The organism is Variovorax sp. CF313, assembly GCF_000282635.1.
In the GTDB taxonomy this organism is placed as follows: Bacteria; Pseudomonadota; Gammaproteobacteria; order Burkholderiales; family Burkholderiaceae_C; genus Variovorax.
This window is the reverse complement of the sequence record NZ_AKIW01000029.1, coordinates 15,244-39,200: the sequence shown is the minus strand read 5'-3', so window position 1 is coordinate 39,200 and position 23,957 is coordinate 15,244. Positions and strand designations below refer to the sequence as shown.

23 protein-coding genes are annotated in these 23,957 nt (G+C 67.3%); 5 read left to right on the top strand and 18 right to left on the bottom strand.

Translation table 11 applies throughout. The annotated features are described in order from the left end of the window. Positions 1 to 159 precede the first annotated feature (159 nt). A complete protein-coding gene (locus tag PMI12_RS09945; RefSeq protein WP_007831644.1) occupies positions 160 to 1,440 on the bottom strand; it encodes a mechanosensitive ion channel family protein in 1,281 nt (426 codons plus the stop codon). A gap of 39 nt (positions 1,441 to 1,479) precedes the next feature. Continuing rightward, positions 1,480 to 2,433 (bottom strand): histone deacetylase family protein, encoded by a 954-nt coding sequence (locus PMI12_RS09940; protein WP_007831641.1) that lies wholly within the window; start codon positions 2,431 to 2,433, stop codon positions 1,480 to 1,482. 80 nt (positions 2,434 to 2,513) lie between these two features. On the opposite strand from PMI12_RS09940, the gene PMI12_RS09935 reads away from it, so the two are divergent. The 5 genes from PMI12_RS09935 (at position 2,514) to PMI12_RS09915 (ending at position 8,350) form a co-directional block, all read left to right on the top strand. Further along, positions 2,514 to 3,434, top strand: a complete 921-nt coding sequence (locus tag PMI12_RS09935; protein WP_007831639.1) for an AAA family ATPase — start codon at positions 2,514 to 2,516, stop codon at positions 3,432 to 3,434. A gap of 130 nt (positions 3,435 to 3,564) precedes the next feature. Further along, positions 3,565 to 4,536 (top strand): DUF58 domain-containing protein, encoded by a 972-nt coding sequence (locus PMI12_RS09930; protein ID WP_007831637.1) that lies wholly within the window; start codon positions 3,565 to 3,567, stop codon positions 4,534 to 4,536. A 13-nt stretch (positions 4,537 to 4,549) separates the two neighbouring features. Further along, positions 4,550 to 6,571 carry a transglutaminase family protein gene (locus PMI12_RS09925; protein ID WP_007831636.1) on the top strand — a complete coding sequence of 674 codons (2,022 nt, stop codon included), beginning with the start codon at positions 4,550 to 4,552 and terminating at the stop codon, positions 6,569 to 6,571. 53 nt (positions 6,572 to 6,624) lie between these two features. Further along, positions 6,625 to 7,725, top strand: coding sequence for a lytic murein transglycosylase B (mltB, locus tag PMI12_RS09920; RefSeq protein WP_007831633.1), 1,101 nt, complete (start codon positions 6,625 to 6,627; stop codon positions 7,723 to 7,725). Between the two features lie 4 nt (positions 7,726 to 7,729). Next, the gene (locus PMI12_RS09915; RefSeq protein WP_007831631.1) at positions 7,730 to 8,350 is read left to right on the top strand and encodes an HD domain-containing protein; all 621 of its coding nucleotides are present in this window, start codon (positions 7,730 to 7,732) and stop codon (positions 8,348 to 8,350) included. Between the two features lie 9 nt (positions 8,351 to 8,359). Here PMI12_RS09915 and PMI12_RS09910 read toward each other — a convergent pair whose 3' ends face one another. The 16 genes from PMI12_RS09910 to glpD form a co-directional block, all read right to left on the bottom strand. Continuing rightward, on the bottom strand, positions 8,360 to 8,848 hold the full coding sequence (locus tag PMI12_RS09910; protein WP_007831623.1) for a hypothetical protein: 489 nt from the start codon (positions 8,846 to 8,848) through the stop codon (positions 8,360 to 8,362). After that, complete coding sequence (locus tag PMI12_RS09905; protein WP_007831620.1) at positions 8,845 to 9,915, bottom strand: beta-ketoacyl synthase N-terminal-like domain-containing protein; 1,071 nt, start codon at positions 9,913 to 9,915, stop codon at positions 8,845 to 8,847. The genes PMI12_RS09910 and PMI12_RS09905 overlap by 4 nt, the downstream gene beginning before the upstream one ends. After that, positions 9,912 to 10,187 carry an acyl carrier protein gene (locus PMI12_RS09900; protein WP_007831618.1) on the bottom strand — a complete coding sequence of 92 codons (276 nt, stop codon included), beginning with the start codon at positions 10,185 to 10,187 and terminating at the stop codon, positions 9,912 to 9,914. The genes PMI12_RS09905 and PMI12_RS09900 overlap by 4 nt, the downstream gene beginning before the upstream one ends. Further along, positions 10,184 to 11,341: an ABC transporter permease gene (locus PMI12_RS09895; protein WP_007831616.1), complete on the bottom strand. Its 1,158-nt coding sequence runs from the start codon at positions 11,339 to 11,341 to the stop codon at positions 10,184 to 10,186. Before PMI12_RS09895 ends, PMI12_RS09900 begins: the two co-directional genes overlap by 4 nt. An 8-nt stretch (positions 11,342 to 11,349) precedes the next feature. Beyond that, the gene (locus tag PMI12_RS09890) at positions 11,350 to 12,258 is read right to left on the bottom strand and encodes an ABC transporter ATP-binding protein (RefSeq protein ID WP_007831614.1); all 909 of its coding nucleotides are present in this window, start codon (positions 12,256 to 12,258) and stop codon (positions 11,350 to 11,352) included. A gap of 93 nt (positions 12,259 to 12,351) precedes the next feature. Continuing rightward, a complete protein-coding gene (locus tag PMI12_RS09885; protein ID WP_007831612.1) occupies positions 12,352 to 13,332 on the bottom strand; it encodes a BtrH N-terminal domain-containing protein in 981 nt (326 codons plus the stop codon). Next, the gene (locus PMI12_RS09880; RefSeq protein WP_007831610.1) at positions 13,329 to 13,724 is read right to left on the bottom strand and encodes a hypothetical protein; all 396 of its coding nucleotides are present in this window, start codon (positions 13,722 to 13,724) and stop codon (positions 13,329 to 13,331) included. The genes PMI12_RS09885 and PMI12_RS09880 overlap by 4 nt, the downstream gene beginning before the upstream one ends. A gap of 2 nt (positions 13,725 to 13,726) precedes the next feature. Next, entirely contained in the window at positions 13,727 to 14,860 is a 1,134-nt protein-coding gene (locus PMI12_RS09875) for a beta-ketoacyl-ACP synthase III (RefSeq protein WP_007831609.1), read from the bottom strand. Beyond that, positions 14,850 to 15,854, bottom strand: a complete 1,005-nt coding sequence (locus PMI12_RS09870; protein WP_042673134.1) for a hypothetical protein — start codon at positions 15,852 to 15,854, stop codon at positions 14,850 to 14,852. Before PMI12_RS09870 ends, PMI12_RS09875 begins: the two co-directional genes overlap by 11 nt. A gap of 199 nt (positions 15,855 to 16,053) precedes the next feature. After that, positions 16,054 to 17,787 carry an ABC transporter substrate-binding protein gene (locus PMI12_RS09865; protein WP_007831607.1) on the bottom strand — a complete coding sequence of 578 codons (1,734 nt, stop codon included), beginning with the start codon at positions 17,785 to 17,787 and terminating at the stop codon, positions 16,054 to 16,056. Between the two features lie 100 nt (positions 17,788 to 17,887). Next, positions 17,888 to 18,196 (bottom strand): DUF2160 domain-containing protein, encoded by a 309-nt coding sequence (locus PMI12_RS09860; RefSeq protein ID WP_007831606.1) that lies wholly within the window; start codon positions 18,194 to 18,196, stop codon positions 17,888 to 17,890. A 61-nt stretch (positions 18,197 to 18,257) separates the two neighbouring features. After that, the gene (locus PMI12_RS09855; protein ID WP_007831605.1) at positions 18,258 to 19,070 is read right to left on the bottom strand and encodes a carbohydrate ABC transporter permease; all 813 of its coding nucleotides are present in this window, start codon (positions 19,068 to 19,070) and stop codon (positions 18,258 to 18,260) included. Then, entirely contained in the window at positions 19,067 to 19,957 is an 891-nt protein-coding gene (locus PMI12_RS09850; RefSeq protein WP_007831603.1) for a carbohydrate ABC transporter permease, read from the bottom strand. Before PMI12_RS09850 ends, PMI12_RS09855 begins: the two co-directional genes overlap by 4 nt. After that, the gene (locus PMI12_RS09845) at positions 19,954 to 21,024 is read right to left on the bottom strand and encodes an ABC transporter ATP-binding protein (protein ID WP_007831601.1); all 1,071 of its coding nucleotides are present in this window, start codon (positions 21,022 to 21,024) and stop codon (positions 19,954 to 19,956) included. The genes PMI12_RS09850 and PMI12_RS09845 overlap by 4 nt, the downstream gene beginning before the upstream one ends. A 158-nt stretch (positions 21,025 to 21,182) precedes the next feature. After that, complete coding sequence (locus tag PMI12_RS09840; RefSeq protein ID WP_007831599.1) at positions 21,183 to 22,244, bottom strand: ABC transporter ATP-binding protein; 1,062 nt, start codon at positions 22,242 to 22,244, stop codon at positions 21,183 to 21,185. Positions 22,245 to 22,267: 23 nt separating this feature from the next. Then, entirely contained in the window at positions 22,268 to 23,848 is a 1,581-nt protein-coding gene (gene glpD / locus PMI12_RS09835) for a glycerol-3-phosphate dehydrogenase (RefSeq protein ID WP_007831597.1), read from the bottom strand. Between the last annotated feature and the right edge of the window lie 109 nt (positions 23,849 to 23,957).

The window sequence follows — 23,957 nt, the reverse complement described above, 5'->3', positions numbered from 1 at the left end:
TTTGACAGGTACGAGAACCTTCATTGACTTGACTCCATTGGATTGCAAAAAGGGGGCTTCGAGGGCAACCGGTCATTCTAGGACGCGACCTTTGTCGCCTCTCCATTCTTCTCGTCGGCACGGGGACCAAGAAAAAAGAACGATCGTGCTTTTCCGTGATTATAAAACAGCGTCGGGCGCCTGGACGACTCCTGGCGGTAAAGACTCCACACGCAGCACGCGCTGCGGATAGGGAATGTCGATGCGCGCGCCGCGCAGCCCGTCGAGGATTGCGATGTTGATGGCCGAGCGCAGGTTGTCCTTGCCCTTGTCGGGGTCGGCGACCCAGAAGTTCAGCGTGAACTCCAGGCCGTCGGGCGCGAAGTTCATGAGGAAAGCCACCGGCTCCGGGTCGGACATCACGCGCGGCTGGGCCTTGGCGGCCTCGCACAAGATGGACTGCACCTGCGCCACGTCGCTCTCGTAGCCGACCACGATGGTGGTCGTGATGTTGAACTTGCGGTCGGCCAGCGACAGGTTTTCGACCCGGCTGGTGATCAGCGATTCGTTCGGCACGATGGCCTCGCGCCCATTGCCCGCGCGGATCAGGGTATAGCGGGTCTTGATGTCGGTGATGCGGCCCTCGAAGGTATCGACCTTCACGTTGTCGCCGATGCGGATCGAGCGCTCGAGCAGGATCACGAACCCGCTCACGTAGTTGGCCGCCAGCTTCTGCAGGCCGAAACCCAGGCCCACGCCGAGCGCGCCGCCGAGCACGGACAGCGCCGTCAGGTCCACCCCCACCGCCGACAGTGCGAACAACAGGCCGACCAGCAGCAGGAAGGCACGCACCGCATTCGACGCCACCTTGCGCATCGACAGGTCGGTCACGGCCTCGCGCAGGATGCGCTTCTCGATAGTGCTCGCGATCCACAGCGAGATCACCAGCACCAGCCCCGCCGACAGCACGCCCTGGAAGATGGTCTGCAGGCTCACGCGCGTCTTGCCGAAGGCCAGCGTGATGTCGTCGAGCTCGGCCAGCACCGGCGGCAGCAGCCCGACGATCCAGAGCACCGCCGCGATCCACGCCAGCCAGGAGATCGTGCGCTCGATCAGCCGCACGAGGTTGGACGCGGGAAACACCGCCCGCAGCACCCGCGCGAACAGCCTGATGACCACCAGCGACAGGAACACCGGCACCGCGATGCGCAGCACCAGAACGGTCTGGAAATCGAGCACCACGCGCCGGGCGAGATCGGTGAACACCAGCGCCAGCAACGGGAACAGCAACCCGTCGAAGGTGCTCTCGCCGAACCAGATCGAATCCTTGGGCTGGTCGCGGCCGAACCACTTGCAAACGGCCCAGGCCAGCGCCACGCAGACCACCAGCGCGACAAGCTCGATGCCGAGGCCGCGCGCATCGACCTGGCTCAGACGTTGAGTGAAATCGTTGAAATTCATCTATTGAAAGGTAGCGGAGCGCCGTCCGCGCCGGCTGCGTTAGAGGTCCGCGAGAACGCGGATGTGGGCTTCCACGCTGCGCGCGAGCGCATCGAGGTTGTAGCCGCCTTCGAGCATCGAGACGATACGGCCCTTCGCATGGCGCCTCGCAACATCGTGTATGCGGCCCGTGATCCAGGCGAAGTCGTTTTCGTTGAGGCCCAGCTGGCCCAGGTCGTCCTCGCGATGGGCGTCGAAGCCGGCGCTGATGAAGACCATCTGCGGCTTGAACTCCTCCAGCCGCGGCATCCAGGCCGCTTCGATCATCTCCCGCACGTCCATGCCCCTTGTGTAGGCCGGGATCGGCAGGTTCAGCATGTTCGGCGCCGGATGCTCGGTGCCGCTGTACGGGTAGAACGGATGCTGGAAGAACCCGACCATCAGCACGCGCGGATCGTTCGAGAGGATGTTCTCGGTGCCGTTGCCGTGGTGCACGTCGAAATCGACGATGGCTACGCGCTCGATGCCGTGCACCTCGATGGCGTGGCGCGCCGCGATGGCGACGTTGTTGAAGAAGCAGAAGCCCATCGCCTGCTCCCGGCAGGCATGGTGGCCGGGCGGGCGCACCGAGCAGAAGGCGTTTTCCAGGTCGCCGGCAATCACCGCGTCGGTCGCAGCGATCGCAGCGCCGGCGGCGCGGCGCGCGGCCAGCAGGGTGAAGCGGTTGAGCACCGTGTCGGGGTCGACCTGCGCGTGGTCGGGGCCGCCGGCGGGTTCGTCGGCCACCAGGCGCTGGTTCAGCGCCTCGAGGTACTCGACGTGCGCGGTGCTGTGCGCCCGGGTGATCTGTTCCAGGGTGGCCAGCGGCACCTCGCAGTGCTCCAGCGCATCGCCCACGCCGGTGAGCAGCAGGCGGTCTTCGATGGCATCCAGCCGACCCGGGCACTCGGGGTGCCCCTCGCCCATGTCGTGCTTCCAGAAGTCGCGGTGTGTGAAGTAGCCTGTCTTGCCCATGTGTCTCTGTCGCCACGCCTAGACCTCATTCGGCATGGGGCCGGCAGGTCTTACGGTATCGTTTGCATATGGATACAAATATGGACGTTGCTGCGAAGCTAGCCACTTTGCTGAGTCAGCTTAACACGGTGATCGTGGGCAAAGAGGCCCAGGTGCGCGACTGCGTGGCCTGCCTGCTGGCAGGTGGGCACCTGCTGATCGAGGATGTGCCGGGGGTGGGCAAGACCACCCTCGCCCACGCGCTGTCGCATACCTTCGGGATGCAGTTCTCGCGGGTGCAGTTCACGGCCGACCTGATGCCTGGCGACCTGTCGGGCGTGGCGATCTACGACCGGGGCCAGCAGGCCTTCGTGTTCCACCCCGGGCCGATCTTTGCGCAGGTGCTGCTGGCCGACGAGATCAACCGTGCCAGCCCCAAGACCCAGAGCGCGCTGCTCGAGGCGATGGAGGAAAAGCAGGTCACCGTCGAAGGCGAAACCCGCCCGCTGCCCACGCCCTTCTTCGTGATCGCCACCCAAAACCCGCAGGACCAGCTCGGCACCTTCGCGCTGCCCGAGTCGCAGCTCGACCGCTTCCTGATGCGCATCTCGCTCGGCTACCCCGACCGCGCCGCCGAGCGGCTGCTGCTCGCGGGCGGCGACCGCCGCGAAATGCTGGCCTCCCTGCCCGCCATGCTGACCGCCGGCGAACTCACGGCCCTGCAGCAGCGCGTGCAGCAGGTGCATGCGGCCGAGCCGCTGCTCAACTACCTGCAGGACCTGATCGCGGCCACGCGCTCGGGCCGCTGGTTCCTGCAGGGCCTGTCGCCGCGCGCCGGCATCGCGGTGCTGCGTGCGGCCAAGGCGCAGGCGCTGCTGGCCAACCGCAGCTACGTCGCACCCGACGACGTGCAGGCCGTGCTGCCGCAAACGATCGCGCACCGCCTCACGCCCGTGGGCGACGCCGGGCGCGGCGCCGTGGAGCAGGTGCGCGCCATGATCGCCGCCGTGCCACTGCCGTAGTCATGAAACACCCCCAGGCTTTGCGCACTTCGTGTCGCTTCTCCTCCCCCCTTGCAGGGGGCAACACCGGCGGCCCGGCGAAGCCGGTTCCGCGGTGTTTCGCGCTTTTCGGCCCCAGGGACCACCACCGATGATCGCCTCTTTGCGCTCGCGCATCGATGGCTGGTTCCTGTCGCGCCGTCCGCCGTCGGACACGCTGGAGCTCACGCAGCGCAATGTCTACATCGTGCCCACGCGGGCCGGATGGACGCTGGGCGCGACGCTGCTGGTGCTGCTGGTCGCCTCGATCAACTACCAGCTCAACCTCGGCTACCTGCTGACCTTCCTGCTGGCCGGCAGCGTGGCCGTGGGCATGCACGTGTGCCACGGCACGCTGCGCGGGCTGGCGATGCACCTCGTGCCGCCCGATGCCCACTACGCGGGCGCCGCCGCCGTCTTCCGGGTGGTGCTGCACAACACCCGGCGCCGCGTGCGCTACGGCATCGGCATGGCCGTGCGCGGCAGCGGGCAATGGGCCTGGACCGACGTGCCGGCCGAGGGAACGTCCACCGTCGAGATCGCCTTCCAGCCCGAGCGGCGCGGCCTGCACCCGGTCCCGCCGCTCACGGCCGAGACGCGCTTCCCGCTCGGCACGTTCCGCGTGTGGACAGTCTGGCGGCCGGCCGCGCAGATGCTGGTCTACCCCACGCCCGAGGCGCATCCGCCGCCGCTGCCGCCGGGCGAGCCGCTGTCGGGGCCGGCGGCGATGTCCGCCTCGCTGCGGGCGCACAACGCCGGCGAGTACGACGGCGTGCGCGCCTACCGCCGCGGCGATCCGCTGAAGCTCGTGGTCTGGAAGAAGGCAGCGCGCGCACAGGCAGCCGGATCGGAAGAGCTGGTGAGCCGCGACACGCAGCAGACCCAGCGCGAAGAACTCTGGCTCGACGCGCGGAGCACCGGCCTTGCCGATGCCGAAGCCCGCCTCTCGCGCCTGTGCGCGTGGGTGCTGATGGCCGACCGGCTGGGCGTGGACTACGGCATCCGGGTAGAGGGCCGGGTCGTGAAGCCGTCGCAAGGCGAAGCCCACCGGCGCGCCTGCCTCGAGGCCTTGGCGCTGTGTTGAACGGAACCGCCGCATGAACCGAGTCATACGGGAACTCGCCGCACTCCCCCGGGACGCGCGGGATACCCTTTTCCTGCTCTGCGTGATCGGCCTGATCCTGCTGCCGCAGATCGAGAACCTGCCCTGGTGGTGCACGGCCATCACGGCCATGGTGCTGCTCTGGCGCGCCACATTGGCCGTACAGGGACGCTCCCTGCCCAGCAAGTGGTGGCGCATCGCCCTGCTGGCGCTGATCCTCGGCGCCACCTACGCCACGCACCGCACGCTGCTGGGCCGCGACGCGGGCGTGACGCTGATCGTCAGCCTGCTCGCACTCAAGACGCTGGAACTGCGCGCGCGGCGCGATGCGTTCGTGGTCTTCTTCCTGGGCTTCTTCGCGATGCTCACGAACTTTTTCTATTCGCAGTCGCTGCTGACCGCGTTCACCATGCTGCTGGCGCTGCTGGGCCTTTTGACCGCGCTGGTCAACGCGCACATGCCGGTGGGTCGGCCGCCGCTGATGCAGGCCGCACGCATGGCGGGCTGGATGGCGCTGGCGGGCGCGCCGATCATGCTCACGCTGTTCCTGCTGTTCCCACGCCTCGCGCCGCTGTGGGGCACACCCAGCGACGCCATGCTGGGGCGCAGCGGCCTGTCGAACACCATGCGCGTCGGCACCATCGCCGAACTGGCGCTCGATGACCGCATCGCCGCGCGCATCAAGTTCGACGGTGGCCGGGCGCCGCCGCAAAGCCAGCTCTATTTCCGCGGACCGGTGCTGGCGCAGTTCGACGGCCGTGAATGGACCGCGCTGCCGTCATGGGCGCGCGGCGCGCAATGGACCCCCAACCTGCGCGTGAGCGGCGAACCCGTGCGCTACGAGGTCACGCTCGAAGCCAGCAACCGCCCCTGGCTGCTGGCCCTCGACGCGGCGCAGCGCCCCCCCGAGGCACCCGGCTTCGAAGTCACCGGCACGCCCGACCTGCAATGGATCGCGAACCGCCCCGTCACCGACCTGGTGCGCTACCGCGCCGAAAGCTACACGCAGTTCCAGAGCGGCCCATTGAAGCGCACGGGCGGCCAGCTCCAGGCCTACCTGGCGCTGCCGCCCGGCACCAACCCGCGCACCGCCGCCCTCGCCGCCGAGATGCGCGCCGACCCCGCGCTGGCCAACGCCAACGCGCAGGCCTTCGTGCAGGCCGCCCTGCGGCGCCTGCGCACCGGCGGCTACAGCTACACGCTGGAGCCGGGCGTCTACGGCAACGACACGGCCGACGAGTTCTGGTTCGACCGCAAGGAGGGCTTCTGCGAGCACATCGCCTCGGCCTTCGTGGTGCTGATGCGCAACCTGAACATCCCGGCGCGCATCGTGACGGGCTACCAGGGCGGGGAACTCAACGGCGTAGACAACTACTGGATCGTGCGCCAGAGCGATGCCCATGCCTGGGCCGAGATCTGGCAGGAAGGCACCGGCTGGACCCGCGTGGATCCCACGGGCTCGGTGTCTCCGGGGCGCATCGGCCAGACACAGCGGCTCCAGCCGCAGCCGGGCCTGATCGCGGGCGCCTTCGGCTCGATGAGCCCCACCCTCGTGCAGAACATCCGCGCCGCATGGGAAGCCGTCAACAACGGCTGGAACCAGTGGGTGCTCAACTACACCCAGAGCCGCCAGCTCAACCTGCTGAAGAACATCGGCTTCAAGGCGCCGAGCCTCGAAGACCTGGCCTACGTGCTGCTCTACCTGCTGGTGGGCGCGAGCCTGGCCGGCGCCGGCTGGACGCTGTGGGAGCGCAGCCGGCACGACCCATGGCTGCGCCTGCTAGGCCGGGCGCGCGCGCGGCTCGCCAAGGCCGGCCTGCAGCTGCCCGACAGCGCCCCGCCCCGCCAGATGGCGCAGGCGGCCGACGCACGCTTCGGCCCCGCCGCGCAGGCCGTGCGCGACTGGCTGCTCAAGCTCGAGGCACAGCGTTACGCGCCGGCCACGCCCGACTCGCTCTCCACCCTGCGCGCCGAGTTCCGGCGCATCGCCTGGCCGGCCGACAACCCACGCGGCTGAAACCACATGTGTCCCTGAAGAGGGGCCATGTGGGCGGACGGCACAATCGGCCCATGCGATTTTTCCTCTCCACGCCTTCGCGCGCCGCCGCGGCAGCCGCCCTCCTTGCCGCCTGCTGCGCATGGTCCACGGGGGCTGTAGCCCAGAAGTCTTCCAACGGCCGCAGCGCAGCGGCCAGCCCGGTGCGCGGCAGCACGCCCTACGCCACGCGCGACGACGCGATGAAGTTCGCCGACGAAGTGGCCGAGCGCCGCGGCCTCGATCGCGACTGGGTGCGCGCCACCATCGGCAGCGCGCGCTTCCTGCCCAACGTGCCGCGGCTCATGCTGCCGGGCCCGGTCGGCACGGTGAAGAACTGGCAGACCTACCGCAGCCGCTTCATCGACCCGGTGCGCATCGCGGCCGGCGTGCGCTTCTGGCGCGCCAATGCCGACACGCTCGCGCGCGCCGAGCAGGTGTACGGCGTGCCGCCGGAAATCATCGTCGGCATCGTCGGCGTGGAGACCATCTACGGCCGCAACATGGGCAACTTCCGCGTGATCGATGCACTGGCCACGCTCTCGTTCGACTTCCCCGAAGGCCATCCACGCGCGGCCGAGCGCCAGGCCTTCTTCCGCGGAGAGCTCGAAAGCTTCCTGAGCACCGAGAGCCGCACCGCCGACGATCCGCTCACGCCCGTCGGCAGCTATGCCGGCGCGATGGGCATGCCGCAGTTCATGCCCAGCAGCATCGCCAAGTACGCGGTCGACTTCGACGGCGACAGCCGCATCGATCTCGTGAACAACCCGGCCGACGTGATCGGCTCGGTCGCCAACTACTTCAAGGCCTTCGGCTGGAAGGCCGGCATGCCGGCGATCTATCCGATGCATTTCGAGGAAGCGCGGCTGCAGAAGGCGCTGCTGCTGGCGCCTGACATCCTGCCGACCTTCAGCACCGACAGCTTCGTGGCCGCCGGCGCGGTGCCCGAAGGCGACGGCATCAACCACAAGGGCCTGCTCGCATTGATCGAGCTGCAGAACGGCGCCGATGCGCCACCAACCTACGTGGCCGGCACGCGCAACTTCTACGTGATCACGCGCTACAACTGGAGCAGCTACTACGCCATGTCCGTGCTCGACCTTGGGCAAGAGGTCAAGGCGGCGATGGAGCAATAGCACCATGACACCCGAGGCGCTGCGCGCGAACTGGAACGAGGCCTGGCATGCGCTGGGCATCGACTCGCCGGGTGAGGCGCTGTGCGAAGAGCTGCAGCGCCGCTACGGCGAACCGCAGCGCCGCTACCACACGGTGCAGCACCTGGGCGAATGCCTCGCGTGGTTCGAGCGCGAGAAGACTTTGGCCGAACGCCCCGGTGAAGTGGCGCTCGCGCTGTGGTTCCACGACGCCATCTACGACGTGCACGCCCACGACAACGAGGCACGCAGCGCCGATTGGGCGCGCGAAGCCCTGCTCGAAGCCGGTGCGGGCAGCGCAGCCGCCGAACGCGTCCATGCGCTCGTGATGGCCACGCGCCACGACGCCGTGCCCGAAGGCCGCGATGCCGAGCTGCTGATCGACATCGACCTGTCGATCCTCGGCGCGGAACGTGGGCGTTTCGACGAATACGAGCGGCAGGTGCATGCCGAATACGCCTTCGTTCCGGACGAGGTGCGGCTGCCGCGGCGCCGAGCGATTCTTCAGCGCTTTCTCGACCGCCAGGCCATCTATGCGACACCGCGGATGCACGCGCAGCTCGAAGCGCAGGCGCGCCTCAACCTGCAGCGTTCCATCGCGGGCTGACCGGCCTCGTCAGGCGGGCACCAGGCGCCACCATTCGGTGCGCGGCGGCTCGCCATGGCGCTCTTCTTCCACGATGCCGAACAACAGGCCGTCGCGCGCCGCGCCCAGCTTCGCCAGCTGCAGCGTGCGCGCCGCATCGCGGCACAGCGCAAAACTGGCGTCGCCCCACCATTCGAGACAGCGGCCTACTTCGGCCAGCATCAGCGCGGGCTGGCTCTGCATGAAAGTGAAGGGCATCGGCAGGCCTGCATCGAGCTGGGTCAGGCCGGCATGCGTGGCGCCCCATGCGCCGCGTTGGCTGGCGACACGTATGCGCGCGCCGGCCGGCAATGCGGCCTCGCCCGCCGCGTCGAGGCAGCAGCGTGCGCCGTACATCGCCAGCTCGGTCCACAGGCCGACGCGGCGCGGCCGGCGGCCGATGCGGCGGGCGAGGTCATCGCGCCAGTCGACCGGCGGCGGATGCGCGATGAAATGGGCGGTGGTGTGCCAGGTGCTCATGGGCCGGCGTCCTTCAATACGAGCGAAGCATGTCCACCGCCGAAGCCCACCACGTTGAGCAGGATGTTGCGCAGCTTCTGCGGCGCCTCCTTGCTCAGCGCGATGCCGAGCGATGCATCGAGCGGATAGTCCACCGACGGCCAGACGCCACCCTCGATGCAGCCGACCAGCAGGGCCAGTTCCGCCGCCCCCGCCGCGCCCAGCGTGTGGCCGATCGCCGACTTGAGCGACACCAGCGGCGGCAGCGGATCGAACACCTGCTTCAGCGCTTCCACCTCGATGGCGTCGTTGACGGGACTGCCCGCCGCCTGCACCTTGATCAGGTCGATGTCGCCGGGCTGCAGGCCGCTCTGCGCCAGCGCGCCGCGGCACATCGCATGCACGGCCGTGGCTTCGGTGCCCGATGGGTTGCGCCCGTCGACCACGTTGGCACCGCCCGCGACCTGCCAGCGCGCAGGACGCGATGTCAGTCGCAGTGCGGCGACCGCTTCGCCGAGCACCAGCCCCTTGCGCTGTGCGCCGAAGGGCTGCGCGCGGTCGGGCGCCAGCAACTGCATCGCGCCGAAGCCGGCGACCGTGAAGCGGTTGTCGAGTTCGATGCCGATCACCAGTGCCTGGTCGGCGTCTTCGCTGCGAATCAGCTCGGCGGCCGCCAGCACCGCGTTCAGCGCCGACGTGCAGGCGGTCGAAACGGTGAACACCGGCCCCTGCCAATCCAGCGCGCGGGCCACGACGCCGGCAAAGTCCTGCAGGTCGCCGCCGAGCCGCAGGTCCTGCTTCTCGTGCTCCATGAAGCCGATGTCTAGCGACGACGAGGCCACGAACAGCGGTACCGTGCGCGCGCCCCAGTCGCCGGTCTGCGCAGCCACGTTGCACACGGTGCGGCACAGGCGCTGCGTCCAGTCGCCTTCGCTCGGCGCCAGCGCGTACACCGGCCAGTGGATTCCCTCTGCCACGGCCACCGGTGTCGGCAGCACGCCGCCGCGCTGCAGCGACGCCAGCACGGATGGAACGTCGTCGCCGAGCACACAGGCCAGGCCCGTGCCGCCCAGGTAGACATCGCTCATGCCTTGCCCGCCAGCGCGAGGTGTTCCGCCAGATGAGCGATGGAAGTCATCGCCCGGCGTGTTTCCTTGCTGTCGGGCATGCGCACGCCGAAGCGCTGCTGGATCGTCATCGACACCTGGAGCGCGTCGAGCGAGTCGAGGTCGAGCCGGGCCTCGGGGCCGAACAATGGCTCGTCGTCGCCGAGGCCGCCCGGGGGCGCGTCCTTCTCGACGGCTTCGAGCACCATGGCCTTGAGGCTGGCAATGAATTCAGGGGTGACGGTGGTGCTCACGATGCGCGCCTGCGAAACAGAAAAACAGCCAGAAGAAACATCAGCGCCGCGAACACGGCCAGCCGGCCGATCTGCGGCAGCGCATCGGCCACGCCGCCGCCACGCAGCAGCACGGTCAGCAGCGCTTCGAGCCCCCAGTTCATCGGGGAAATCTCGACCAGCCGCTGCATGAAACCCGGCATGACGAACTTGGGCACCATGATGCCGCCCGCCGCCGCCATCAGCACATTGACCATCGGCCCGATGGTGGCCGCCTGCGCGTGGCTGCGCACCAGGCAAGCCAGCGCGAGCGACAGGCTCACCGCCGCGAGGCTCACGGCCGCGAGCGACAACAGCAGCGCGCCCCAATGGATGCCCGCGAGCGACAGCGCGTCGCCGCCGATCAGCGGCATGAACCAGATGCCGGCCGCGAGCATCAGCACGGCCTGCAGCGCGTTCACGCCCAGGTACGGCAGCGCCTTCGACATCAGCAGCATGGTGCGCGACACGCCCAGGCCCTGCAGCCGTCCGAGCGCGCCCGAGCTGCGCTCCTGCACGAACAGGCTGGACAGCGAGGCCACCACGAAGAACATGCCGAACACCAGCCAAGCCGGCACGTTCTGCTGCACCGAGGTCGGCCGCGGGCCGGCGGTAGAGAAGCGCTCGGCGCGCACCATCGCCTCGATGGACGCCTCGGGCGCGGGGCTGGCCGTGCCGGGCACCGCCAGCGCAAGGCGCGCCTTGAGCTCGCCCGAGGCGCCGATGAGTTCGGCGCGCAGCGCGTTGAACAGGTTGGCGTCGATGCCGGGTTCGGTCAGCAGATGGATGTACGCCCTGGTCGACAGCGCGGCCGACTCCAGCTCTTGCGACAGGCCCGGCTCCATCACGATCACGTACTTGAGCGAGCCGTTGCGCAGCCGTGCCTGCCAGTCATTGCCAAGCGGCTGCGGCGCGCCATGGTTGCGCTGCCAGAGTTGCTTGAGCCACTGCGCGGGCGTGGCCGTGTCTCGCATGTCGATGGCGTAGCTCAGCTCGGCCAGCGGCGGGCGGTAGATATCCTTCAGCGTGAGCGACATCAGCACGATGAAGACCATCGGCATCAGGAACAGCGCGGCAAGGCCGTGCATGTCGCGCACGAGGGCGAGCAGTTCTTTCTTGATGAGCGCGAGGAGCATGGGGTTCTTCAGTCGCGCAACGAGCGGTGGGTGAGCGCCATGAACAGCTGCTCCAGGTCATGGCGGCCGAATTCGGCGTGGCGCACCTCGATGCCCGCGGCTTCCAGAGCAGCCAGCACCGGCCCCGGGCCGCTCCCTGCGTTCAGGTGAATGCGCCAGTGCGCGCCGCCCTGCTCCACCGTGCCGAAGCGCGAGAGCATGCCGGCGTCGAGCCCGTCGGCGGCCAGCGTGAGCAGCATCGCGCTCTTCGACAGCAGCCCGTCGAGCGAGCCTTCGCGCAGCACGTGTCCACGGTCGAGGATGGCGACGCGATCTGCAATGGCCTCGATCTCCTCCATGTAGTGCGAGGCGTAGATCACCGCCGCGCCCTGCTGCGCGAGGCTCCGGATCGCGTCGAGGATGAACGCGCGCGATTGCGGATCGACGCCCACGGTGGGCTCGTCGAACAGCATCAGCTCGGGCTCGGGCAGCAAGGCAATCGCAAGGTTGAGCCGGCGCTTGAGGCCGCCCGAGAGCCGCTCGGCGCGCACGCCCGCGAACTGCTCCAGCTGCGCGAATTGCGTGCAGGCCTCGATCCGCTCCTTCTTGCGCGGGCCCGACAGCCTTCCCGCAGCGGCGAACACCGCCAGGTTCTCGGCCACGGTGAGCATCGGATAGAACGCCTGCTCCTGAGGTGCCACCGCGATGCGCGTCGGGGCCTTCGCACGCACCTGCTGCAGCGGCTGGCCGTCGATGAGGATCTCGCCCGACTGCACGGCCAACGCGCCCGACAAGTGCGAGATCAGCGTGGTCTTGCCCGCGCCGTTGGGGCCCAGCAGGCCCAGCACGCAGCCCCGTGGCACGGCGAGCGACACGTCCACCAGCGCGGGGGTATCGGCGTTCGGATACCGGTGACCGAGGGTCTTCAACTCGAGCATGGGTCTGGCCTCGAGTTGCCGGGTGACGGGGGCGTGTCGGCGTGATCGCGCCCCGAACAACGAACAACAAGGAGAAAAGAACAACGCCCCATCTCAGGCCACGGCAGCCTTCAGGTCGCGAAAGAAGTTTTCTTCCTGCAGCGCCTGCTCGTGCAGCTTGGCAGCCAGCGCGGCGGGGTCGACCGCCTCTCGCCCCTTCACCATGCGCGCCGCCTTGAGCGCGAACGCACGCCAGCCGTCGCCGATGGCGATCAGCCGCTCGGACATCTGCTGCAGTTGCGGCTTGTCGAGCAGCTGTGCCGCCTCTTGCAGGAAACCCGCATAGATGAAGCGGAAACCCGCCCCGCCCGTGCCGATTTCTTCCTGCATGCGCACCACGTGGCCGATGAAGTCGACGCTGCGCGGATCGGTCGGCGACAGCTTCTGCATGCGCTTGGCCAGCATGCGCATGCCGCGTACGCCGACGATGGGAATGGGCGCCAGCATGTTGCGCACCGTCTTGCGGATGGCCTTGACCACGGAGGCCGCATCGACCGTCTTGCGATCGATGGCCTGCGGGTAATACATGAGCCCCTTCGGCGCCAGCACGCCCTTGGCGAAGCGAGCGCGTGCCAGGTCGCCGCTCGGGCAGCGCACGGGCTCCTCGAACACCGGGTCGCTGATCAGGTAGTCATCGCCGTCCTTCCCGTACACCAGCAGGTTGTGCGCATTGAAGTGGAAGCGCATGTTCGGCGGAAAGTACGGCAGCCAGTAGACCGAGGTCTGCAGGCCCACCAGCTGGCCATCGGCCAGCAAAGCATCGAGCCGCTGCTGTCCGGCCTCGGCGCTGCGAAAGGTCTCGAAGCGGAAGCGGGCGGCCATCGGCGCCAGCAGGCCCTTGATGATGGCCTTGGGCGGCATGCGGTACGAAATGAGCGGCAGGCCCGACAGCTTGATGAACGGCAGGTACGCGAACGAGATCGCGGACGACAGGCCGAGCGCCATGCTCTCGCTCATCGGTGCGCCGTGGTGGCGCATCAGGCTGGAGATGACGCCGCTTTCGCAATGCGCCGCCTGTTGGTGTTGGAAGTTCACGGCAGGCCCTGCAAGGTGGAGACGGAAAGCCCCAGCGCTTCGCCGTAGCGCGCGAGCTGGGCCGGCGACAGCGCCGCGAAATGGCGCGGCTGCAGGTGGCGCCGTACGCGCCATTGCCAGAAGCCGCTGGTCTGCGAGAGCAGCGCCACGTCCATGCGGCGCTCGTACATCCAGTATTCGAGCGGCGAGGCCTGCCCCGCCTTCACGCGCTCCTTCGCGGCCTGCGCCTGTTCGACGAGCACGTCGACCGCATGGCTGGTGACGATCTCCTCCGCCTCCCAGCCGCGCGAAGTGGTGGTGACGACGCGGCCCTGCGCGTCGCGGGCGTACATCAGCTTGGAATGGCCGTCGAGGGTCGCATTGCCCTCCTGCGGTACTGCATCGAGATCCATGGCTACACAGCCTCCATGTAGATGAAGCCGCTGGAGAAGCGGCCGCTCTCCGGCACGAACATCAGCAGCTTCTGGCCACGCTGGATGCGGCCCGAGCGGAACAGCTCGTCGAGCATGATGTAAGGCGACGCCGAACCCGTGTTGCCCTTGCTCGCAAGATTGCTGAACCAGCGCTCGCGCGGAATCGGCAGGCCCAGCGATTCGAGGCACTGGCTCACCGGCTCGACGAAGTACTGCGACGACAGGTGCGGCAAAAACCAGTCGATGTCCGCCGACTTCAGCCCGCGCCGCTCGATGATGGCCGCCAGCGGCTCGCCCAGCGTGGCGCGCACGATGTTCTCGTTGAGCAGGCGCACGTCCTGCTTCACGGCGAAGGTCGACTCGCTCTGCCATTCGGCGGGCGTCTTGCGCCCCCAGCCGTCGAGGCCGCCTTCGGCATTCTTCTCGGCGCCGGCGTACATGCACACCGGCAGCTCATGCGCAGCCGACGACAGGTCGATCCAATCGACACGCAGCGACAGCGGCCCGCGCGGCTCGCGCTCCAGCAGCACCGCGCCGGCGCCGTCGGACAGCATCCAGCGCAGGAAGTCCTTCTCGAAGGCCAGTTCGGGCCGCGCCTCCAGCGCCTCGAGCTTGTGCTCCAGCTCGGCCTCGAAGCGCGAGCCGCGCATGACGGCCGAGGCCAGCTCCGAACCCGTGGCCACCGCACGCTGCGCATCGCCCGCGCGCACCGAGAGCCACGCATGCTTCAGCGCGGTGGCGCCGGCCAGGCAGATGCCCGCGCAGGCCACCACTTCGAGCCGGGGCCAGCCGAGTTCGCCATGCACCATCACCGCGTGGTTGGGCATGAGCTGGTCGGGCAGCGAGGTGCCGGTGACGAGGCAGTCGACCGGGCCGATATCGCCGAGCGCGCGGATGGCCGAGGCGGTGAGCTGCGCGTTGCTCATGGCCAGCTCGCCGGTGGCGCGGTCGATGGCGTAGTGGCGCGACTGGATGCCGTTGCTGCGAAGAATCAGCCGCCGCGCGCGAGAAGCCTTGCCGCCGATGCGGCCGAGGACGTCTTCGATGTCTTCATTGCTGACGGGGGGAAACGGCAGAAAGGCGGCGGTGCGGGTCAGGAAGACATCAGTTGTCATAGAGAGCAGTGCGATCCGTGGCCGAGCCCGACGGGCACTCGAATTGAGCCGTCATTTTAGTCAGCCACCCTCTGAACAAAGGCCGCAGGAGCGCCTGCAGCGTCAGGCTCACCGGCACCACCGTGACGATCAGCGCGATCAGGAACAGCACGTACAACAGCAGCAGCGGCTTGCGCTGCCACGCACCCGGACCGCCGGCCGCCATGATCAGCTTGCCCCACAGGTAGAAGCTGCGGGTGCCGGCCTTCTCGCTGATGAGCAATTTCGCGTCGGCCCGCACGGCGCCCAGGCCGGCCAGCAAAGGCTGCGTCCCACGCTCCTGGCCGCTGTGCAACGCATCGCGCAGGGCACGCCCGAAGCGGGCGGTGCCGCGGATCTGCCTGGTGCTGAGCCCGGCATCGGGCATGCCCCAGAAGCCGCGCTTGCGGCCCCAGATCAGCCAGGCCGGCGTGGTGAAGAAGGTGGCGAGCGTGGGGCCGGGGTCGGTGAGCACCACGTTGTCGATCAGGCGCGCGCCCACGTCATCGAGCATGCCCTTGAGCTTCTCATGGGCCAGCAGCCACATGTTGCGGCACGCGATGACCGTGACCACAGGTTTGCCCTTGAGCAGCCGCGCCGCCACCGGGTGCTTCAGAAAAGCCGCAACGGGCTGCGAAGGTGCCAGGAACCACACCTGGTAGGGCAGCACGATCAGGTCGAAGTCTTCCTCGCCCGTGAGCGACAGCGGCGCGAGCGGCTGCGGCTTCATGTGGGCCGACTCGGGGAAGGCATCGAAGAAAGTCAGGAAGGGCCAGGGAAAGGGATACGGCTTCTGCGGCCGCAGTGTTTCTTCGTGCACCTGGATCGACGGGTCGGCGCGCAGCGGGGCGGCGATCTGCTCGGCGACCTCGTCGAGCTGGCCGGACTGCGAATAGCGCAGGACCAGGACGCGCTTGACGCTTCGAAGGGCGGCTGCTGGGTCCGTGCGTGGGGGGCTGGAAAGGCTGGAGGTCACTGGCGGTGGCGTTTCGGGGGCCGTCGAATGTACGCGAAGCCCGTGCCGAACGCATCTGCCATTGGTCATGCGTCGCGACAATCAGACGGCCGGATCGGTCATATGGCCGCAATGCGGGAAAAGAACAAAAAGGGCCGCACCTCGCGGCACGGCCCTTGTCACGGCGATCTTTTCAGAACGCGGACGCTGTGTGCAAGGCTCAGCGCACCTTGCCTTCCTTCCAGGCGGTCAGCAGCTTGTTGTAGTCGATGGTCTCGCCCTTCGGCTTTTCGTTGGCCAGCTTCTTCCACGGGGCGTGGTCGTCGCTCAGGTACTTGGCCGGATCACCCTTGGGGTTCAGCTTGGGTGCGCAATGGGCCATGCCGGCGCGCTCGAGGCGGGCCATCACGTTGTCCATCTCGTCGGCCAGGTTGTCCATTGCCTTCTGCGGGGTCTTCTCGCCCGTGACGGCCTCCGCCACGTTCTTCCACCAGAGCTGCGCGAGCTTCGGATAGTCGGGTACGTTGGTGCCGGTCGGCGTCCATGCCACGCGTGCCGGGCTGCGGTAGAACTCGATCAGGCCCCCGTACTTGTTGGCGTTCTGCGTGAAGTAGTCCGCACGGATGTCGCTGTCGCGGATGAATGTCAGCCCGGTGATCGACTTCTTCAGCGAGGTGGTCTTGGCGGTGATGAACTGCGCGTAGAGCCATGCTGCCGCCGTCTTGTTGGCGTCATGGCCCTTGAAGAAGGTCCACGAGCCCACGTCCTGGTAGCCGTTCTGCATGCCCTGCTTCCAGTACGGACCGTTCGGGCCGGGGGCCATGCGCCACTTGGGGGAGCCGTCGTCGTTCACGACCGGCAGACCCTTCTTGGTCATGTCGGCGGTGAAGGCCGTGTACCAGAAGATCTGCTGCGCGATCTGGCCCTGGGCCGGCACTGGACCGGATTCGCCGAAGGTCATGCCCATGGCCTCCTTGGGCGCGTACTTCTTCATCCAGTCGATGTACTTGGTGAGCGCGTACACGGCGGCTGGCGAGTTGGTGGCACCGCCGCGCGACACCGAGGCACCGGTAGGCGTGCACTTGTCGTCGGCCACGCGGATGCCCCATTCGTCGATCGGCATGCCGTTGGGAATTCCCTTGTCGGCGGAGCCGGCCATCGACAGCCACGCATCGGTGAAGCGCCAGCCGAGCGACGGGTCTTTCTTGCCGTAGTCCATGTGGCCGTAGATTGGCTTGCCGTCGATGGTCTTCACGTCGACGCTGAAGAACTCGGCGATGTCTTCATAGGCGCTCCAGTTCAGCGGCACGCCCAGGTCGTAGCCGTACTTGGCCTTGAACTTGTCCTGCAGGTCCTTGCGCGCGAACAGGTCGGCGCGGAACCAGTACAGGTTGGCGAACTGCTGGTCGGGCAACTGGTACAGCTGGCCGTCGGGCGCGGTGGTGAAGCTGGTGCCGATGAAGTCCTTCAGGTCGAGGCCGGGGTTGGTGAACTCCTTGCCGGCGCCCTTCATGTAGTCGGTCAGCGACATGATCTTGCCGTAGCGATAGTGCGTGCCGATCAGGTCGGAGTCGGAAATCCAGCCGTCATAGATCGACTTGCCCGACTGCATCGAGGTCTGCAGCTTCTCGACCACGTCGCCTTCCTGGATCAGGTCGTGCTTGACCTTGATGCCGGTGATTTCCTCGAAGGCCTTGGCCAGTGTCTTCGACTCGTATTCGTGGGTGGTCAGCGTTTCGGAGACGACGGACACCTCCTTCACGCCCTTGGCCTGCAGCTTCTTGGCCGCATCGATGAACCATTTCATTTCCTCCATCTGCTTGTCCTTGGACAAGGTCGATGGCTGGAACTCGCTGTCGATCCATTTCTTGGCTTCGGCCTCGCCAGCCGTCGCCGCACCATGCGCGGCGAACATCGCCGCTGCCAGTGCCAATGCCGTGTAGCGCATCTTCATGAAGTTGTCTCCTCGGTTGTTGCTTCCCCGGTGTTGTGTTCGATCACGGCTCCGGGGAGGCGGAGAGCCGGAACGCGTCTGAGAAGACGAAAGGAAATGTTCAGCCCTTGCGCATCACCAGCGCGAGCAGGCCCATCGACAGCACGAAGCTGATCCAGATCGAAGGCTCGGCCTCGAGGCTGAACCACTCCTGGAACTTGCCCGCCAGGCCGATGAAGACCAGGTTCACATACGCCGCCGACAGCAGCCCGATGAACAGCCGGTCGCCACGTGTGGTGGCCATCGGCAGCCAGCCGCGCCGCAGCGTGGTGGGCGACTTGAATTCCCACACCGTCATGCCGACCAGCATGAGTGCGATGCAGCTGAAGAAAACGGCCACGGGGGTGGTCCATACCATCCAGTCGAACATGCTCTATTTCCTTGTCTTTTCTTGCTCCTTCCCCTTCCGGGAGAGGGAGAGAAGCCATCATTCAAACGCGCCCCATCGCGAAACCCTTTGCGATGTAGTGGCGCACGAACCAGATCACGATCGCGCCCGGCACGATGGTCAGCACGCCGGCCGCTGCCAGCGTTGCCCAATCCATGCCCGACGCGCTCACCGTGCGCGTCATCGTCGCGACGATGGGCTTGGCATTCACGCTCGTGAGCGTGCGCGCCAGCAACAGCTCGACCCAGCTGAACATGAAGCAGAAGAACGCCGCCACGCCCACGCCGGCCTTGATGAGCGGCAGGAAGATGGTGAGGAAGAAGCGCGGGAACGAATAGCCGTCGATATATGCCGTCTCGTCGATCTCGCGCGGGATGCCGCTCATGAAGCCCTCCAGGATCCACACCGCCAGCGGCACGTTGAACAACAGGTGCGCGAGCGCCACGCCCAGGTGCGTGTCCATGAGGCCGACCGTGCTGTAGAGCTGGAAGAACGGCAGCAGGAACACCGCGGGCGGCGTCATGCGGTTGGTCAGCAGCCAGAAGAACACGTGCTTGTCGCCCAGGAACGAATAGCGCGAGAACGCATAGGCCGCAGGCAGCGCCACGGTGAGCGAGATGACCGTGTTGATCGCCACGTAGATCAGGCTGTTGATGTAGCCCGAGTACCACGACTCGTCGGTGAAAATGCGCGCGTAATTGGCCCAGGTGAGCTGCTGCGGGAAGAACGAGAAGCTCGACAGAATCTCCTCGTTCGTCTTGAAGCTCATGTTGACCATCCAGTAGATGGGCAACAGCGCGAACAGGATGTACAGCACCAGGAAGATGCTGCGCTTGTGAAATCTCTTCTCGTTCATTTCTCCACCTCCGCTTCCTGCGTACCGACCCGCTGCATCCAGTTGTAGAGCACGAAGCAGAACAGCAGGATGATGAGGAAATAGATCAGCGAGAACGCCGCCGCCGGCCCCAGGTCGAACTGCCCCACGGCCTTCTGCGTGAGGTACTGGCTCAGGAAGGTGGTTGCATTGCCCGGCCCGCCGCCCGTCAGCACGAAGGGCTCGGTGTAGATCATGAAGCTGTCCATGAAGCGCAGCAGCACGGCGATCATCAGCACACCGCGCATCTTGGGCAGCTGGATGAAGCGGAACACCGCGAACTTGCTCGCGCCGTCGATGCGCGCGGCCTGGTAGTAGGCGTCGGGAATGGAGCGCAGGCCCGCATAGCACAGCAGTGCCACCAGCGGCGTCCAGTGCCAAACGTCCATCACCAGCACGGTGAGCCACGCATCGGTAGCGCTGCCGGTGTAGTTGTATTCGATGCCCAGGGTCTGCAGCGCGTGGCCCAGCAGGCCGATGTCGGCGCGCCCGTAGATTTGCCAGATGGTGCCGACCACGTTCCATGGGATGAGCAGCGACAGCGCCACCACCACCAGCACGGCCGACGACTTCCAGCCCTTGGCCGGCATCGACAGCGCCAGGCCGATGCCCAGCGGAATCTCGACCAGCAGCACCGACAGCGAGAAACCCAGCTGGCGCCACAGCGCCTGGTGCAGCTCGTCGTCGCGCATCACCGCGGCGAACCATTCGGTGCCCACGAACACGCGGCGCTCGGGCGAGATGATGTCCTGCACCGAGTAGTTGACCACCGTCATGAGCGGCACGATGGCCGAGAAGGCGACGCAGATGAGCACTGGCAGCACGAGCCACCAGGCTTTCTGATTGATTGGCTTGGTGGTTGCGTTCATGCGACCAGTTCCTCATCCTTGTAATAGCAGGTGTGCGTGTCTAGCACCCGCACCCATACCCTGTCTCCCACTGCGGGCGGCCGGTCGTCCGAATGCAGCCGCACCTTCAGCAGGCTACCGCCGGCTTCCACGCCCAGCATCACGTGCGTGCCCACGTCCTGCACCTGCTTCACCACGGCCGGCACCGCACCGGCCGCGCCTGCATTCGACAGACGCAGGTACTCGGGGCGGATGCCGATCTTCAGCGGCCCCTGCGGCAGCTCGCGCGTGGACGCCAGCGGCGTGCCTGCCACTTCGATGGTGCCGTTCGCGCTCTGCGCCGACAGGAAGTTCATGCCCGGCGAACCGATGAAATGCCCGACGAAGGTGTGGGCCGGCCGCTCGAACAGCGCGTCGGCGCTGCCCACCTGCACGGCCTTGCCGCGCGTCATCACCACCACCTCTTCGGCGAAGGTGAGCGCCTCGACCTGGTCGTGCGTCACGTAGATCAGCGTGAGCTTCAACTCGCGGTGGATCTGCTTGAGCTTGCGGCGCAGCTGCCACTTCAGGTGCGGGTCGATCACGGTGAGCGGCTCGTCGAACAGCACCGCCGACACGTCGCTGCGCACCAGCCCGCGTCCCAGCGAGATCTTCTGCTTGGCGTCAGCCGCCAGACCGGCCGCGCGCTGGTTGAGCTGCCCGCTCATGTCGAGCATCTCGGCAATCTCGCCGACGCGCTTCTTGATCTGGTCGGCCGGCACCTTGCGGTTGCGCAGCGGGAACGCGAGGTTCTCGGCCACGGTCATGGTGTCGTAGATCACCGGGAACTGGAACACCTGCGCGATGTTGCGCTCCTGCGGCGTGGCCCGCGTCATGTCGCGGCCGTCGAAGCTCACCGTGCCCTGCGAAGGCACGAGCAGGCCCGAGATGATGTTCAGCATGGTCGTCTTGCCGCAGCCCGAGGGACCGAGCAAGGCATAGGCGCCGCCGTCGCGGAAGCTCATCTTCAGCGGGAGCAGCGCGTAGTCGCTGTCCTGCGTGGGGTTCGCACGGTAGGCGTGCGCCAGGTCGAGATCGATGCGTGCCATGTCAGCTCTCCTTCACGCTTCCGCGTGATACGCAATGCATGAAACAGTCGAGACCTTGTCGCGGAACACCGGGGAACCGGCTTTGCCGGGCCGCTGGTGTTGCCCCCTGGAAGGGGGTTGGCGAAGCGACACGAAGTGCGCGAAGACTGGGGGTCATCCTATTTCCTCGGCGCCAGCGCCAGTTTTTCACCGGCATCGAACACATAGGCCTGCGACGCGCTGAAGTACAGCGTGATCGGCGCGCCCAGCTCGAAACGGTGCACGCCGGTGAGCTGCGCCACCAGTTCGCCCACTGCGGTCTCGACGTGCACGAAGGTGTCGGAGCCCGAGATCTCGGCCAGCTCCACCTTGCCGGGCAAGGCGATGTCGCCCTCACTCGCGCCCACGTTCAATGCGCTCGCGCGCAAGCCGACCGTGACAGCACCCGATACGCCTTCAGGCAAGGCCAGCGCCAGTGCGGGGCCACCCGCGAGTTGCACCTTGCCAGCGGCCGCCGTGCCCTGCAGCAGGTTCATCGGCGGATCGCTGAAGGCGCGCGCCACGCGCAGCGATTGCGGCGCATGGAACACCTCGGCGGTCGGGCCGTACTGCAGCAGTTCGCCGGCATCCATCACCGCCGTGTAGCCGCCGAGCAGCAAGGCCTCGCCCGGTTCGGTGGTGGCGTAGATCACGGTCGAGTCGCCGGTGGCGAAGAGCTGCGTGAGCTCTTCGCGCAGGCCTTCGCGCAGTTTGTAGTCGAGGTTGACCAGTGGCTCGTCGAGCAGCATCAGCGGTGCGTTCTTGGCAAGCGCGCGTGCCAGTGCCACGCGCTGCTGCTGCCCGCCAGAGAGCTCGGCCGGCAGGCGGTCGAGGAACATGCCGATGTGCAGCTTCTCGGCCAGCGCCTTCACCCGTGCCTCGATGTTCGTCTCGCCGCGCAGCTTCAGCGGCGAGGCGATGTTGTCCGACACCTTGAGCGACGGATAGTTGATGAACTGCTGGTAGACCATCGCGACATTGCGTTCGCGCACGGGCATGCCGGTCACGTCCTTGCCGTCGACCAGCACCTTGCCTTCGGTCGGCGTGTCAAGTCCGGCCATCAGCCGCATGAGGCTGGTCTTGCCGGCCTGCGTGGCGCCCAGCAGCACGGTGACCGCGCCGCTTCGGGGCGCGATGCTCTGCTCGTAGAGCCATGTCTGCGCTCCCACCTTCTTGGTGACGCGCTCCAGTGTCAATTGCATTGGCGCTGCTCTCTTTTACGGATCTAGTTGCTCTTGGGATGGGACTGCAGCCAGAGCGCGACCTGCTCGCGCTCTTCGGCCGTGTAGTGCAGCCCCAGCTTGGACCGCCGCCAGAGCACGTCTTCGGCGCTCACGGCCCATTCGTGGTCCTGCAGGAAGCGCAGTTCGCGCTCGTACAGGCCCGGCGCCACTTCGGCGCCCAGGTCGGCAAAGGACTTCGCATCACCGAGCAGGTCCGCAATGCGGGCGCCGTAGCCGCGCGCGAAGCGGCGTGCCAGTTGGCCGTAGAGCCACGGATACCTGGCCTGCACGGCCGATACGAAGCGCTCGAAATCGTCATCGGGCCGGCTGGCGGCGCCGATCCAGGCCGACAGGTCGCCGCCCGCGAGGAAGGCGCCGTCGGTCCAGGCCGGGCGTTGCGCGCTCGACTGCCCGAGCATCTTGCCGACCTCGTCGGCCGCGTCTTCGGCCAGCTTGCGGAAGGTGGTGATCTTGCCGCCCCATACTGACAGCAGCGGCGCGGCCGTGGTGTTCGATTCGAGCATGTAGTCGCGCGTGACGGCCGAAGGGTCGCCCGAGTCGTCGTCGAGCAGCGGGCGCACGCCCGAGTAGGTCCACACCACGTCGGCCGGCACGATGGGCTTCTCGAAGTAGCGGCTGGCCTGGGTGCACAGGTAGTCGATTTCCTCCTGCGCGATGCGTGCGGCGCCCGGGTCGTCGCCGGTGAGTTCGATGTCGGTGGTGCCGATCAGCGTGAACTCGTCCTGGTAGGGAATGGCGAAGATGATCCGCTTGTCGGGGTTCTGGAAGATGTAGGCGTGGTCGTGCTCGAACAGGCGCGGCACGACGATGTGGCTGCCCTTCACGAGCCGCAGGCTCTTGGTGGCCAGCGCCTCGCCCTTGGCCGACTGCGCGACGCCGCGCAGAAAGGATTCGGCCCACGGCCCCGCGGCATTGACCACCGCGCGGGCGCGCAGCGTGCGCTTGCCGCCGTCGGCGCCCAGCAGCGTCGCGGTCCAGCCGTCGGCATCGCGCTGCGCATTCACGCAGCGCGTGCGGGTCAGCACCTCGGCGCCGCGCGCCTGCGCGTCGAGAGCGTTGAGCACCACGAGGCGCGCGTCGTCGACCCAGCCGTCGGAGTAGATGAAGCCGCGCTTGTACTGGTCCTTCAGCGGCTTGCCGGCCGCGTGCTTGCGCAGATCGACGCTGCGCGAACCCGGCAGCACCTCGCGCCTGGCGAGATGGTCGTACATGAACAAGCCGATGCGGATCATCCAGGCCGGGCGCATCGACGGGTCATGCGGCATCACGAAGCGCAGCGGCCACATGATGTGCGGCGCGCTCTTGAGCAGCACCTCGCGCTCCTGCAGCGCCTTGCGCACAAGCGAGAACTCGTAGTACTCGAGGTAGCGCAGCCCGCCGTGGATCAGCTTGGTGGAGGAAGAAGAAGTGTGCGAGGCGAGATCGTCCTTTTCGCACAGCACCACGCGCCAGCCACGGCCAGCGAGGTCGCGCGCGATGCCACAGCCGTTGATGCCGCCGCCGACGATCAGCACGTCGCAATCGGTGGCTGGCGCGGGCGAACTGGAAGAAAAATCGCTCACAGAAAGGAGTCCGTTGAAGCGTGACTTTGGTCACTGACGGCGGCCATTGTATTTTCGTGTTTTTTCATTTGGATTCCTTTTAGCGCGATTTTCCCCCGAGTTTTCCCTT

Excerpts from the sequence above, each read along its gene's own strand:
- PMI12_RS09945 (WP_007831644.1), bottom strand. The coding sequence starts at position 1,440 with ATGAATTTCAACGATTTCACTCAACGTCTGAGCCAGGTCGATGCGCGC.
- PMI12_RS09940 (WP_007831641.1), bottom strand. The coding sequence starts at position 2,433 with ATGGGCAAGACAGGCTACTTCACACACCGCGACTTCTGGAAGCACGAC.
- PMI12_RS09935 (WP_007831639.1), top strand. The coding sequence starts at position 2,514 with ATGGACGTTGCTGCGAAGCTAGCCACTTTGCTGAGTCAGCTTAACACG.
- PMI12_RS09930 (WP_007831637.1), top strand. The coding sequence starts at position 3,565 with ATGATCGCCTCTTTGCGCTCGCGCATCGATGGCTGGTTCCTGTCGCGC.
- PMI12_RS09925 (WP_007831636.1), top strand. The coding sequence starts at position 4,550 with ATGAACCGAGTCATACGGGAACTCGCCGCACTCCCCCGGGACGCGCGG.
- mltB (WP_007831633.1), top strand. The coding sequence starts at position 6,625 with ATGCGATTTTTCCTCTCCACGCCTTCGCGCGCCGCCGCGGCAGCCGCC.
- PMI12_RS09915 (WP_007831631.1), top strand. The coding sequence starts at position 7,730 with ATGACACCCGAGGCGCTGCGCGCGAACTGGAACGAGGCCTGGCATGCG.
- PMI12_RS09910 (WP_007831623.1), bottom strand. The coding sequence starts at position 8,848 with ATGAGCACCTGGCACACCACCGCCCATTTCATCGCGCATCCGCCGCCG.
- PMI12_RS09905 (WP_007831620.1), bottom strand. The coding sequence starts at position 9,915 with ATGAGCGATGTCTACCTGGGCGGCACGGGCCTGGCCTGTGTGCTCGGC.
- PMI12_RS09895 (WP_007831616.1), bottom strand. The coding sequence starts at position 11,341 with ATGCTCCTCGCGCTCATCAAGAAAGAACTGCTCGCCCTCGTGCGCGAC.
- PMI12_RS09890 (WP_007831614.1), bottom strand. The coding sequence starts at position 12,258 with ATGCTCGAGTTGAAGACCCTCGGTCACCGGTATCCGAACGCCGATACC.
- PMI12_RS09880 (WP_007831610.1), bottom strand. The coding sequence starts at position 13,724 with ATGGATCTCGATGCAGTACCGCAGGAGGGCAATGCGACCCTCGACGGC.
- PMI12_RS09875 (WP_007831609.1), bottom strand. The coding sequence starts at position 14,860 with ATGACAACTGATGTCTTCCTGACCCGCACCGCCGCCTTTCTGCCGTTT.
- PMI12_RS09865 (WP_007831607.1), bottom strand. The coding sequence starts at position 17,787 with ATGAAGATGCGCTACACGGCATTGGCACTGGCAGCGGCGATGTTCGCC.
- PMI12_RS09860 (WP_007831606.1), bottom strand. The coding sequence starts at position 18,196 with ATGTTCGACTGGATGGTATGGACCACCCCCGTGGCCGTTTTCTTCAGC.
- PMI12_RS09855 (WP_007831605.1), bottom strand. The coding sequence starts at position 19,070 with ATGAACGAGAAGAGATTTCACAAGCGCAGCATCTTCCTGGTGCTGTAC.
- PMI12_RS09850 (WP_007831603.1), bottom strand. The coding sequence starts at position 19,957 with ATGAACGCAACCACCAAGCCAATCAATCAGAAAGCCTGGTGGCTCGTG.
- PMI12_RS09845 (WP_007831601.1), bottom strand. The coding sequence starts at position 21,024 with ATGGCACGCATCGATCTCGACCTGGCGCACGCCTACCGTGCGAACCCC.
- PMI12_RS09840 (WP_007831599.1), bottom strand. The coding sequence starts at position 22,244 with ATGCAATTGACACTGGAGCGCGTCACCAAGAAGGTGGGAGCGCAGACA.